The 12,437-nt window shown below is 32.4% G+C and carries 12 protein-coding genes and 1 pseudogene; 6 read left to right on the top strand and 7 right to left on the bottom strand.

Features of this window, described 5'->3' with window-relative positions; all coding sequences use genetic code 11:
* The first annotated feature begins 94 nt into the window (after positions 1-94).
* Together H2650_RS00245 and H2650_RS00240 are read left to right on the top strand one after the other, a co-directional pair.
* The gene (locus tag H2650_RS00245) at positions 95-415 is read left to right on the top strand and encodes an HU family DNA-binding protein (protein ID WP_262487700.1); all 321 of its coding nucleotides are present in this window, start codon (positions 95-97) and stop codon (positions 413-415) included.
* Positions 416-825: 410 nt separating this feature from the next.
* Positions 826-2,370, top strand: coding sequence for a ribonuclease E/G (locus H2650_RS00240; RefSeq protein ID WP_188048757.1), 1,545 nt, complete (start codon positions 826-828; stop codon positions 2,368-2,370).
* A 179-nt stretch (positions 2,371-2,549) separates the two neighbouring features.
* Here H2650_RS00240 and rpe read toward each other — a convergent pair whose 3' ends face one another.
* From rpe to H2650_RS00210, 6 genes are all read right to left on the bottom strand, one after another.
* Complete coding sequence (rpe, locus tag H2650_RS00235) at positions 2,550-3,212, bottom strand: ribulose-phosphate 3-epimerase (RefSeq protein WP_188048756.1); 663 nt, start codon at positions 3,210-3,212, stop codon at positions 2,550-2,552.
* 409 nt (positions 3,213-3,621) lie between these two features.
* Positions 3,622-4,485: an RNA polymerase sigma factor RpoD/SigA gene (locus H2650_RS00230; RefSeq protein ID WP_007137700.1), complete on the bottom strand. Its 864-nt coding sequence runs from the start codon at positions 4,483-4,485 to the stop codon at positions 3,622-3,624.
* Positions 4,486-5,531: 1,046 nt separating this feature from the next.
* Positions 5,532-7,673 (bottom strand): polyribonucleotide nucleotidyltransferase, encoded by a 2,142-nt coding sequence (locus H2650_RS00225; protein ID WP_188048755.1) that lies wholly within the window; start codon positions 7,671-7,673, stop codon positions 5,532-5,534.
* A gap of 239 nt (positions 7,674-7,912) precedes the next feature.
* Positions 7,913-8,179: a 30S ribosomal protein S15 gene (gene rpsO / locus H2650_RS00220; protein ID WP_188048754.1), complete on the bottom strand. Its 267-nt coding sequence runs from the start codon at positions 8,177-8,179 to the stop codon at positions 7,913-7,915.
* A gap of 114 nt (positions 8,180-8,293) precedes the next feature.
* A complete protein-coding gene (locus H2650_RS00215) occupies positions 8,294-9,253 on the bottom strand; it encodes an energy transducer TonB (protein WP_188048753.1) in 960 nt (319 codons plus the stop codon).
* Positions 9,254-9,281: 28 nt separating this feature from the next.
* Positions 9,282-9,737 carry a GAF domain-containing protein gene (locus H2650_RS00210; RefSeq protein WP_188048752.1) on the bottom strand — a complete coding sequence of 152 codons (456 nt, stop codon included), beginning with the start codon at positions 9,735-9,737 and terminating at the stop codon, positions 9,282-9,284.
* A gap of 76 nt (positions 9,738-9,813) precedes the next feature.
* Between H2650_RS00210 and xrtF the strand changes: the two genes are divergently transcribed.
* The 4 genes and pseudogenes from xrtF to H2650_RS15980 form a co-directional block, all read left to right on the top strand.
* A complete protein-coding gene (gene xrtF / locus H2650_RS00205; protein ID WP_188048751.1) occupies positions 9,814-10,350 on the top strand; it encodes an exosortase family protein XrtF in 537 nt (178 codons plus the stop codon).
* On the top strand, positions 10,340-10,768 hold the full coding sequence (locus tag H2650_RS00200) for an exosortase F system-associated protein (RefSeq protein ID WP_188048750.1): 429 nt from the start codon (positions 10,340-10,342) through the stop codon (positions 10,766-10,768). The genes xrtF and H2650_RS00200 overlap by 11 nt, the downstream gene beginning before the upstream one ends.
* A gap of 61 nt (positions 10,769-10,829) precedes the next feature.
* Positions 10,830-11,660: a restriction endonuclease gene (locus H2650_RS00195; protein WP_188048749.1), complete on the top strand. Its 831-nt coding sequence runs from the start codon at positions 10,830-10,832 to the stop codon at positions 11,658-11,660.
* Positions 11,661-11,699: 39 nt separating this feature from the next.
* Positions 11,700-12,311: pseudogene (locus tag H2650_RS15980) on the top strand (MBL fold metallo-hydrolase); the annotation flags it as partial.
* Here the strand turns inward: H2650_RS15980 and H2650_RS15975 are convergent.
* A complete protein-coding gene (locus tag H2650_RS15975; RefSeq protein WP_370566796.1) occupies positions 12,289-12,345 on the bottom strand; it encodes a zinc-finger domain-containing protein in 57 nt (18 codons plus the stop codon). The pseudogene H2650_RS15980 and the gene H2650_RS15975 overlap by 23 nt on opposite strands.
* Between the last annotated feature and the right edge of the window lie 92 nt (positions 12,346-12,437).

The raw sequence follows: 12,437 nt of genomic DNA, 5'->3' as shown, positions 1-12,437 counted from the left end.
TTAGACTGCAAAAGTAAAAGTTTATGTGATTAAAATTTAATGAATTAGGTTGATTAATTGTTTTTTAAATTCATATATTTGCAACCTCAAAAAAATAGTACAACATAATATAATAGGAAAGAAAATGACGAAAGCAGATATCGTAGCAAAAATTTCAGAGAAACTAGGTCTTGAAAAAGGAGATGTTCAGGCAACTGTAGAGACTTTTATGAATGAAGTAAAAAATTCATTAGAGACTGGTGACAATGTATACTTAAGAGGTTTTGGAAGTTTTATTGTAAAAACTAGAGCTGAGAAGACAGGTAGAAATATCTCAAAAAATACAACAATAAAAATTCCTGCACACAATATCCCTGCATTTAAACCTGCAAAAGTTTTTGTAGAAGGAGTTAAGATAAATAACGAAGCAAAATAATAATATTAATTAATCATAAAATCGATACGATATGCCAAGTGGTAAAAAAAGAAAGAGACATAAGGTAGCAACTCACAAACGTAAAAAAAGAGCGAGAGCTAACCGTCACAAAAAGAAAAAGTAGTTTATAACTACTTTTTTCTTTTTAAAAGTTCATTGAAATCGAAACGGAATGATTTAAGAATTAAGATTAACGATTGTAGACTTCAGATTTTATTAAAATCAGAAATCAAGAATCAGAAATCGAGAATCTAAAATCTATAAGTTTCCCCGGGTACAATACCTGTTAAAATATTGTTTAATCCATCCTTACAATTCAGTTATGAGTTTTAAGATATAAGTTCTTAAGCCTTGGTTTGAGGACTAAAATTTTAAACTTGTTGCTAAAAGTTCGGATAAAAATTTACAGTGTGAATAAAGAATTAATCATCCGATCGAGTTCTGAAGCCGTAGATTTTGCCTTATTAAAAGATGGAAAACTAATTGAATTACACAAAGAAGAAGAAGAAAGCAACTTCCAGGTTGGTGATATTTTTATTGCCAAAATAAGGAAGCCAGTTGCTGGACTTAATGCAGCTTTTGTAAATGTTGGCTTCGAAAAAGACGCCTTTTTACATTATCATGATTTAGGTCCTAATTTAGCTTCCCAACTGAAATTCATAAAACTTGTAAGCGCAGGTAAATTAAAAGATTTCTCCCTAAAAACCTTTCAGTTTGAAAAAGAAATAGACAAAGATGGTACCATTACTGATGTATTGAGTGCCAATCAATCTGTTTTAGTACAAGTTGTCAAAGAACCTATATCTACCAAAGGACCGAGAATTAGCGCTGAGCTTTCTCTAGCCGGAAGATTTATAGTTTTAGTTCCATTTTCTGACCGCGTTTCTATTTCACAAAAAATAGAAGACAAAAAAGAAAAAGAACGCTTGAAACGATTAGTACAATCCATCAAACCAAAAGGATTTGGTGTTATTGTTCGCACAGTAGCCGAAGGCAAAAATACAGCCGAATTAGAAAAAGATTTGCAGAACCTGCTCAGCAGATGGACTGCAATGTGTAAAAAATTACCAACTGCTCATCATCCGTCCAAAGTATTAGGAGAACTCAACAGGGCTTCTTCAATACTAAGAGATGTGTTTAATGATACCTTTAGTGGTATTCAAATTGATGATGAAGAGTTGTACAACCAAACAAAGGATTATTTGCAAGAAATTGCACCATCCAAACAATCAATCGTTAAGTTTTATCAATCTAAGGACACTCCAATTTTTGAGAAATATAACATAGAGAGACAAATCAAAACTTCTTTTGGAAAAACAGTATCCATGAGTAAAGGAGCATATCTTATTATTGAACATACTGAAGCGTTACATGTTATCGACGTGAACAGCGGAAACCGTTCTAATAAGGCTACCAACCAAGAAGATACCGCCATGGAAGTCAATATGATTGCTGCTGCCGAAATTGCTAGACAATTGCGTCTACGTGATATGGGCGGAATCATAGTCATTGATTTTATTGATATGTCTAATCCCGAAAATCGTAAAGTCTTGTTCGATTTCTTGAAAGAGGAAATGAGCGATGATAAAGCAAAACACAAGATCTTACCTCCGAGCAAATTTGGATTAGTTCAAATTACTAGACAAAGAGTAAGACCAGAAGTAAATATTAAAACTAGAGAGGAAGATCCTAATAATGAAAGTGGCGAAATTGAAGCGCCAATACAAATCATTGACAAGATTACTTTTGATCTAGAAAGAGTATTAAAAAACCACAAAGATGTTGTGCTTAATGTACATCCATTTGTGGCTGCATACCTTACCAAAGGTTTTCCATCATTACGTTCAAAATGGTTTCTTGAACATAAAAAGTGGGTGAAAATCATACCTCGTGATGCTTACACGTATTTAGAATATCATTTCTATGACAAAAAAGAAAATGCTGTCATAGATTAAAATAAAAACCGCCTTTCGAAAGATTGGCGGTTTTTTTGTGGCTTTTTGTTATCTTTTTTTTATAAAGCTTCTAGCCTTTTGAAGGCTGGAAGCTTTGTATTAGTTAGTAACAGAGCCGGGAACTTTGAATTATATAGGAAACTATTATAAATAAAAAATGGCGCTAAAGGCGCCATTTTCTAGAAAGTAGTTAGTTTCTTTAAATCGTGTATGGTTTGTACTGGATTTTCAGCTTTAAAAACAAAACTTCCAGCAACTAGAACATCTGCTCCAGCTTCAACAAGTTGTTTTGCATTTTTGTTCGTAACGCCACCGTCAACTTCTATTAGTGTTGTAGCTCCCGTTCTATTAATTAATGCTTTTAGCTTTTTAACTTTTGCGTAAGTGTTCTCTATAAAAGATTGACCTCCAAAACCTGGATTTACACTCATGACACAAACCAAGTCAATATCATTTATTACATCTTCTAATAAATCAATATTAGTATGTGGATTAATTGCTACTCCAGCTTTCATCCCTTCAGCTTTTATAGCTTGTAAAGTTCTATGCAAGTGGGTACAGGCTTCATAATGTACGCTAAGTATATTGGCGCCTAATTCAGCAAATGTTTTGATGTAACGATCAGGATCGATAATCATTAAGTGAACGTCTACTGTTTTTTTTGCGTGCTTTGTAATTGCTTCTAAAACGGGCATTCCGTAAGAGATATTAGGAACAAAAACACCATCCATAATATCAATATGAAACCAATCCGCTTCCGAATTGTTAATCATTTCGATGTCGCGTTGTAAATTTCCAAAATCAGCTGCTAATACTGAGGGTGCAATAAGTGTATTTTTCATTTGTGTTGTTGTTTAATCTAAATCTGGTTTAGACTATTATGTTGTAGTTTCTGCAAAATTAGTTTATTTAATATGATTGCGAAAGTTTTTTTATGAAGACAATTGGTGAGTTTTTAATTCCGTTTTGCGTGAGGGAGTGAAGTGGAAATCCTTTTTTATTTTATGTAGCGTAGCACAATAAAATAAAAAAGATTGTAACGAAAAGCCCGGCCCGAAGTTTTTACGAAGGTACACGCCCAAATCAATTGCAATGTCTAAAAGCAGTATTTTTATAATTCCCCCTTTGGGGGTTAGGGGGATAAAAAAGCAAAACTCCGGTAATCAGCCGGAGTTTCAATCATCAATCAAAAAACGAACAGTCAATCAAACTGTTGTTTACTGTTCAATTCCTATCAGTGGAATTTATATTTTATCCTAAATAAGTTTTAAGGATTTTACTTCTTGAAGTGTGTTTTAATCTGCGAATTGCTTTTTCTTTAATCTGACGCACACGCTCACGAGTTAGGTCAAAAGTTTCTCCAATTTCTTCAAGAGTCATTGGGTGTTGATCGCCTAAACCAAAGTACAAGCGTACAACATCAGCTTCTCTTGGAGTTAATGTCTCCAATGAACGCTCAATTTCAGTACGTAATGATTCGTGTATTAATTCTCTATCTGGATTTGGAGATTCACCCGAACGTAAAACGTCATAAAGGTTAGAATCTTCTCCTTCTACAAGTGGTGCATCCATTGATAAGTGACGACCAGAGTTTTTCATAGACTCTTTTACATCATTCACGGTCATGTCTAGTTCTTTTGCAATTTCCTCAGCAGATGGTGGACGTTCATTAGATTGCTCTAATAAAGCGTACATTTTGTTGATTTTATTGATAGAACCAATTTTGTTCAAAGGCAAACGAACGATACGAGATTGTTCAGCAAGAGCTTGAAGAATCGATTGACGAATCCACCAAACTGCATACGAAATGAATTTGAAACCACGTGTCTCATCAAAACGTTGTGCTGCTTTAATCAATCCTAAGTTTCCTTCGTTAATTAAATCAGGAAGCGTTAATCCTTGATTTTGGTATTGTTTAGCCACCGAAACAACGAAACGTAAATTAGCTTTTGTCAATTTTTCTAGGGCTTTTTGATCCCCAGCCTTAATTTTTTGAGCCAATTCTACTTCCTCGTCTGCTGTAATAAGATCAACTTTTCCAATTTCTTGTAAATATTTGTCTAATGATGCAGTTTCACGATTCGTTACCTGCTTGGTGATTTTAAGTTGTCTCATGTTTTTGTCTCCTCAGTTTTAAGTGTACAAATAGTTATACGTAGCGAGTTACAAAAAAGTTACAATAATTTGAAAAGATTTTTTAAATTACATACATACTGAATTTAAATTGTGGCATTCCCTGCGGTCGGGCTATTCGCACTCGCTTTATTGTTCCGCTTTACTTCACAATAAGAGCTCAAACAATTGCTACTATCCCTAATGCAGTTTATTGCTCAAAAGATTTTTTAAATTAATAATTCGTAAAACTAACATTTTCTCAGAGGTTTCTAATAGAAGCAAATTCAGAATGAATTAAATAAGCTCTATTTTAGAAAGCATTGTTTTCTTATTTCTTTGTGATACACTGCAATGTATTTTGGTGTTTCGCCATTAAATAACTAGTTTATATCAAGACTATTATTAATTGCGGTTCGTATTAAGAACGTGTTATTAGAAATGAATTTTCCCAATCTTGCAAGATAATTTCTGAATTCAATTAAATAATTCTTCATCAATAGCTTTCATTAAAATCATAATTTTAAATAATCTTACAATAACGTAAATGCAAAAAGGATATGCTCATGCATAGCTGTTTTTTCATTTTTTTTGTTGTTTAATTGTAATAGTTCGTTCAGCGTTTTTAGATTAAGAATTATCTCGCCATATTTATCTTTATTTATTTTTTATACGTTCTGTAATGTCACCACTTACATATCGCGTATTTTGTAATGAATAACCTATTGAGTAAAAACGGTTTGTGATTTGTTTAATTTTTTTACTCAATAACAACTCGAAAGTTGCTCTTTTTTCTTCAATAGTTTAGGTGTCTACAAGTTCAAAATACAATCTATTAGCAAGGTCCAGACCTATTTTTAAAAGTCTAAAGATTAATTTATTTTTTCGGCACTTGGTAGTTCTTGCAATGCTTTTTTGAATTCTTTAGAGAACATGCTTTTTTATTGTAGTAATCAAACATAATATTTCTTGATTAAAACGAAAACCCCAATTCAACTAAATGAATTGGGGTTTTCTATAAATAAACCTTTAGTAAACTTAAGATCTGATTACTCTTTTCTTTCCTCACGTGGAGGTCTTGGTAAAAGTGCTTTTCTTGACACTTTTTCTTTTCTAGTTTTTGGATCCATACCTAAGTATTTCACTTCAAAAATATCGCCCATGTTTACTACATCAGCAACATTTTCAGTACGTTCCCAAGCTAACTCAGATACGTGTAATAAAACTTCGTTTCCTGGAGCGGATGTATATTCTACAACTGCACCAAAATCTAGCATTTTAATTACTTTCACTTCGTAAGACTCATTCATTTGAGGTTTGAAAGTGATTGACTTAATTTTAGCTAATACTGCTTCAATTCCAGCAGGATCAGTACCTAAGATTTCAATAACTCCTTCTTCAGTAATAGGATCTTCATTAATAACAATTGTAGTTCCAGTAGCTTTTTGTAATTCTTGAATTACTTTTCCACCAGGTCCGATTAAGGCACCAATGAATGCATTAGGAATTCTTCTTGTAATGATTTTTGGAGCATACGCTTTAACATCTGCTTTCGGAGCTGCTAAAGTTTCGATTAATTTTCCAAGGATATGCAAACGACCATCTCTAGCTTGAGCCAGCGCCGCTTCCATAATCTCATATTTCAAACCGTCAATTTTGATGTCCATTTGACAAGCTGTAATTCCTTCAGAAGTTCCAGTTACTTTAAAGTCCATGTCTCCTAAATGATCTTCATCACCTAAAATATCAGACAATACAGCATAACGATCTCCGTCAGTAATTAATCCCATTGCAATTCCAGAAACAGGACGAATCATTTGAATACCAGCATCCATTAATGATAATGTTCCAGCACAAACTGTCGCCATAGAAGAAGAACCATTCGATTCTAAAACTTCAGAAACTACACGAATAGTGTAAGGACAATCAGCAGGAATCATATTTTTTAAGGCTCTTTGCGCTAAGTTTCCGTGACCAACTTCTCTTCTTGAAGTTCCTCTTAAAGGACGAGCTTCACCAGTTGAGAAAGGAGGGAAGTTATAGTGCAAGTAGAATTTTTCTTCCCCTTGTTCTGATGGAGAATCAATTTGGTTTGCTTCTCTAGAGGTTCCTAAAGTTGCTGTTGCCAATGCTTGCGTTTCTCCACGAGTAAATAATGCAGATCCGTGAACTGATGGTAAATAATCTACTTCACACCAAATATCTCTGATCTCAGTAGTTTTTCTTCCGTCTAAACGTGTTCCTAAATCTAAGGTTACGTTACGAACTGCTTCTTTGTTTGTTTTTTTGAAGTATTTAGAAACTAAATCTCCGTTTTCTGCTAATTCTTCTTCAGTAAATAAAGTTTTTACTTCTTCTTTTACTTCTTCAAATGCTGCAGTACGTTCTTGTTTAGATGAACCTTTGCTTGCAATAGCATAAATTTTATCATAAGATGCTGCTTTTACTTTCGCATAAATAGCTTCGTCTTCTCTTTCTCCTTCGTAGGTACGAACTTCTTTTTTTCCAAAAGCAGCTTGCAAACGCAATTGAGCAGCAATTTGGTTTTTGATGTGTTCGTGTGCAAATTTGATTGCTTCAAGCATTTCTGCTTCTGAAATTTCTTTCATTTCACCTTCTACCATTGCGATAGAATCCATAGAAGCTCCAATCATCATATCAATATCTGATAATGCTAATTGAGCACGAGATGGGTTAATGATGAATTTTCCATCAATACGACCAACTCTAGCTTCAGAAATTAAAGTTTCGAAAGGAATGTCAGATAGAGCAAGTGCTGCCGAAGCTGCTAAACCTGCTAATGCATCTGGCATAATATCTTCGTCATAAGACATTAACTGAATCATAACTTGCACTTCTGCATGGTAATCATCTGGGAAAAGTGGACGCAATACACGGTCAACTAAACGCATTGTTAATACTTCACTATCGCTTGGGCGTGCTTCTCTTTTGAAGAAACCTCCTGGAAAACGACCTGCTGCAGCAAATTTTTCGCGGTAATCTACCGTTAATGGTAAAAAGTCGATACCAGGACTTGCTTTTCTTGAGGAAACCACTGTACCTAAAATTACAGTTTTTCCAATTCTTACTACTACAGAACCGTCCGCTTGTTTTGCTAAACGACCTGTTTCGATTGTGATGTTTCTGCCATCACCTAAATCGATAGTTTCTACAAATAATTGTGGAATCATAAATTTAATTTTTTTAGTTAAACATGGGTTTTAGTTGTGTTGTAGTTGTTGTTTTGCGTAGTTAATGCCTAAAACCCAATGAAAAACCAAACTTTTTTTATTGTCGATTACTTTATGGTAGTAATCATTTTTTGGAGAAGTTTTAATTCTAATCCCTTTTGTGTCAGGACTGAAGTAGAATTTTTAAACTCTAAATTGTAAAATAAAAAAGAGGCACTTTCGCACCTCTTTTTTATTGATTATTTTCTGATATTCAATACTTTGATAATTTCACGGTATCTGTTGATTTCAGTCTTTTTCAAGTAATCCAACAAAGATCTTCTTTTACCTACTAACAATACTAATGAACGCTCTGTATTATAATCGTGACGATTTTTTTTCAAGTGCTCCGTTAAGTGGGTAATTCTATACGTGAACAAAGCTATTTGAGCTTCTGATTTTCCAGTGTTTGTTTTTTCTCCGTGTTTAGCGAAGATTTCTTCTTTAATCTCTTTAGTTAAATACATTCCAATATTTGTTTAATGATTTTTATGTATGTCATACAGCTATTGTAAGACGGTTGCAAAAGTAATATAAAATTTTGAATTGACAAATACAATTCATTTGTTTTCTTTGATAAACTATTTATTTGATGGTAATGTAATTGGAATGCGATATTGAACTCTTACTGGCAGTCCTCTAGAATATCCGGGCAACCATTTATTATAGGTTTGTATTGTTCGTATTGCTTGCTGATCTAATTGTTCGTTTATTCCTTTTATTATAGCGATGTTATTTACGGTAGCATTTTTTTCTATGGTAAATGTTAAGTGTATTTTTCCAGAGGTATTTTGCCATTCGGTTTCATTTGGTCTTACAAAGTTATAACGTACATAATCGTAAAAATGTTTTAATCCTTTTTCTGGTTTTGCTTTTTCAAATAATAACGTATAAGGTATTTCGATACCGTTAGAATCTGTAGTGATACCAGAAATTAATTTTCCTTTTGCATAATTTTCGATAAATTTTATAGTGTTGGATTTATTGTATCCTTCCCATTTTCCTTCTCTAAGTCCGTTTGCAATTATGCCATTAACAATGTAATGCTCATTTTCAAATGATTCGAATTTGCCATTGCCATCAAATATCACTTGTTGATTTTCTTTATTCCATGCCTGTAATACTTTATAATTTACAGCGAATTCGTCTTCGTTCTCTAAATATTCAATTTCTGATTGAATATTTCCGGTGTCGTAATAATTGAAAGACTTACCAGTTGTTTTTTTATTTTTATAATTTGAAATAGATTCTTTTTTCCCGTTTTCAAAATAGGTAATATAAGTCCCGTCTATCTCTAAATAGTCTTTATTTTTAGTGATTCCGGTGCTTTTTATGTTTCCAGATTTATAATATTCTGTAAATTCGTAACTTGTTCTGTCAGAAAAATAATTTTTAATAATTCTAGAGTATAAATGTTCCCCTTGTGATGTTTCAGTGTCTAATGAATCCAGAAAAATCATCCGACTAATAGGTTTGTTGGCCTGAGAATAGGAAAAAAACGTAACTAATATTGCAATAATTGTATATAATTTTATTTTCATTTAAGATAACGAATAAGTGTAATTTAGTTTAATAAAGTTTTGCAATTTCTAAATTTACAAATTCTAAAAAACGCTCGTCTTCCCCTGTAAAAGGATCAATTACATGGCTGTCAATATCAATTTGTCCTATGTTTTCTCCATTTACAAATAATGGAACCACGATTTCGGATTTTACGGTAAAACTACAAGCAATATAGTTGTCTTGAGCAGCAACATCAGGAACTACAAAATTATTGTTAGATACTGCTACTTGTCCACAAATTCCTTTTCCGAACGGAATGACAGTGTGATCTGTTTCTGCTCCCACATACGGGCCCAAATGTAATGTTTGAGTTTCATGATTAGCAAAATAAAACCCTACCCAGTTGTAGTGGGAAATAGAATCGCTAAGTAGTTGACAAATTGTTAAAAGCTTTTCATCACGAGAAAGGCTAGTATTCAAAGTTATTTGAGTTACTTTTGGTTGTAGTTCTTGAAATGTCATCGTTTTGTTTTTATTTTGTAAAAGTATTTAAAGTAATTTCAAAAAATAAATTAATTTGTTTAAAAATATATAGATTTTGAAAAAATATTTTATTCAGTATAAACCTTTCTTAATTTTTTTGGCTAGTTTTTTTTTAACTTATTTCATTCTTACTTTTATTTATCAGCAATATTTAGGCAGTTTAGAAAAGAATAAAACGGATGCTGTTACAAAGTTTGTGAGTAAGAATACAGAACAGATTTTGCTATTTTTTGGTGAAGAAGTTTCGGTAGTAGAGAGCGATACAGGATCCTACATGAAATTATTTTTTCATAAGGAATATATTGCCCGCATCGTAGAGGGTTGTAATGCAATTAGTATTATAATTTTGTTTGTTTCATTTGTAGTAGCTTTTTCAAGCAAATTAACACCAACTCTTCTCTTTATTTTTTGCGGAAGTATAATTATTTATCTATTAAATGTTTTTAGAATAGCTGCATTAACTGTATTACTGTTTTATTTTCCAAAACAAGAAGTGATATTGCATGAAGTTCTTTTTCCATTATTTATTTATAGTGTTGTTTTTTTATTATGGTTAATCTGGGTGCGTAAATTTTCAAAATATGTTTCGTAAAATAGTAAGTAATAAACTTATCATATTGCAAATTCTTTTTTTGGTTCTAATTCGTGCCTTTGAAAATGAATTATTCTATGATCCTTTTTTAGATTTTTTCAAGAAAGACTTTGCTAATTTGTCCTTGCCAGCTGTTAAGTTCTTTCCTCTAATTACAGGGTTGTTTTTCAGATATTCACTAAATACTTTTTTTTCTCTTTGTATTATTTATGTAGTCTTTAAGGAAATTTCACTCCTGAAATTTGCCGCTGCGTTGTATTGTTTTCTCTTCCTTCTTTTTATTTGTATCTTTATTTATATAGTGTTTTTTGCTGTTGGAAATTACAATTGGATACTTTTTTATATCAGAAGGTTCTTAATTCAGCCTCTTTTTTTATTGCTATTTGTTGCAGGATTTTATTATCAAAAACAAAGATAGAGCAGCTTTTAATGCGTATCTTTATTTAATATTATTGAGTTGGTATTAAAATTATTCAAGCATGAAGATAGTAAAACATTCGGGTCTTATCGTCGAGTTTAATCCTGTTAAACTGAAAAGTTCATTGCTAAAGTCTGGAGCAAGTGTAGCAGTTGTAGATGGAATTATGAAGCAAATTCAAAAAGAAATTTACGAAGGTATTTCGACAAAAAAGATTTACAAAATGGCATTTGCATTGTTAAAAAAAACAGCTAATTCTCATGCAGCTCGTTATAATCTTAGAGAAGCTATTCGTTTATTGGGTCCTGCTGGCTTTTTCTTCGAAAAATATACTGCTCGTCTATTTGCATCAGAAGGATATAATGTAATTACTAATTTAACTTTATCAGGTAAGTGTGTTTCTCATGAAGTAGATGTGCTTATTAAGAAAAATGAAGTTATAGCAATGGTAGAGTGTAAATTTCATATGGGTAGAGAAGCAGCTTCAGATGTAAAAGTTCCTATGTATATTTTATCACGATTTAATGATTTAAAGGAAAGAAAACATCCTGTTTTTACAAAAGAAGATGTAATTTCAAAATGTTGGATTGTTACCAATAATCGCTTTACTAAGGACGCAATGGATTTTGCGAAATGTTCAGGAATCAATTTGTTGAGTTGGGATTATCCTTCAAAAGATAATTTAAAGACCAAAAATGATGATAATGCACTCTATCCAATTACTTGTTTGACAACATTGACTGTTGCTGAAAAAGACAAACTATTGGTAATGGATGTGATTTTAGTTAAAGAAATAGTAAACAACACTACTGCTTTAGAAAAAATAGGAATCAGTTCCAATCGTATAAAAAATGTTTTAAAAGAAGCTGCAGAGCTGTGCGAATGTAATTAAAGAATAGAGGTTTTAATTGATTTTAAAAAAGCAATAAAGATGAAAGTTAAATTTATAGGAGGAGCGGGAACTGTAACTGGTTCTAAAACATTAGTCGAAAGTAATGGAGTGCGTATTTTGATTGATTGCGGATTGTTTCAGGGGATTAAACCGCTAAGAGAAATGAATTGGGATCCATTGCCAGTTTTGCCTTCTACGATAGACTATGTACTCTTGACTCATGGTCATTTAGATCATTGTGGCTGGTTGCCAAGATTAGTAAGCCAAGGTTTTAATGGGAAAATTTATTGTACTGGTCCAACTAAAGAAATTACGAAATTAATTCTCCTTGACAGTGCTAAAATTCAAGAAGAAGAAGCTAATAAAGCCAATCAAGGAAAGTATTCTAAACACGAAATTGCTGAGCCTCTTTACACAGTAGAACAAGCGGAAAAAGTTTTTCCTCTTTTCAGTGTGGTTGGCATTGGTGAAGCTGTTTCTTTAAATGATTCAATTCAAGCTGTTTTTACTACGGCAGGACATATTTTAGGAGCCTGCACAATTGCCATAACCTTAGAAGATAAAACTTTGGTTTTCTCTGGCGATATTGGAAGAAATGATGATGTTTTAATGTTTCCGCCGACTAAACCTAAAAAGGCTGATTATGTTTTTTTAGAAAGCACTTATGGCAATAGGTTGCATCCACATTTAGATATTAAATCAGAGCTCGAAAAGTATGTGAATCATACAATTAATAGTGGTGGAACGGTTATTATTCCGAGTTTTGCCGTAGAACGA

The organism is Flavobacterium sp. GP15 (assembly GCF_014281985.1).
In the GTDB taxonomy this organism is placed as follows: Bacteria; Bacteroidota; Bacteroidia; order Flavobacteriales; family Flavobacteriaceae; genus Flavobacterium; species Flavobacterium pygoscelis.
The sequence above is the reverse complement of the archived record's forward strand: the minus strand, read 5'-3'. Positions and strand labels throughout refer to the sequence as shown.

Bases quoted from the DNA above. Each gene is read 5' to 3' on its own strand.
- rpe (WP_188048756.1), bottom strand. From the start codon at position 3,212: ATGAAAAATACACTTATTGCACCCTCAGTATTAGCAGCTGATTTTGGA.
- H2650_RS00230 (WP_007137700.1), bottom strand. From the start codon at position 4,485: ATGAGACAACTTAAAATCACCAAGCAGGTAACGAATCGTGAAACTGCA.
- H2650_RS00225 (WP_188048755.1), bottom strand. From the start codon at position 7,673: ATGATTCCACAATTATTTGTAGAAACTATCGATTTAGGTGATGGCAGA.
- rpsO (WP_188048754.1), bottom strand. From the start codon at position 8,179: ATGTATTTAACTAAAGAGATTAAAGAAGAAATCTTCGCTAAACACGGA.
- H2650_RS00215 (WP_188048753.1), bottom strand. From the start codon at position 9,253: ATGAAAATAAAATTATATACAATTATTGCAATATTAGTTACGTTTTTT.
- H2650_RS00210 (WP_188048752.1), bottom strand. From the start codon at position 9,737: ATGACATTTCAAGAACTACAACCAAAAGTAACTCAAATAACTTTGAAT.
- H2650_RS00200 (WP_188048750.1), top strand. From the start codon at position 10,340: ATGTTTCGTAAAATAGTAAGTAATAAACTTATCATATTGCAAATTCTT.
- H2650_RS00195 (WP_188048749.1), top strand. From the start codon at position 10,830: ATGAAGATAGTAAAACATTCGGGTCTTATCGTCGAGTTTAATCCTGTT.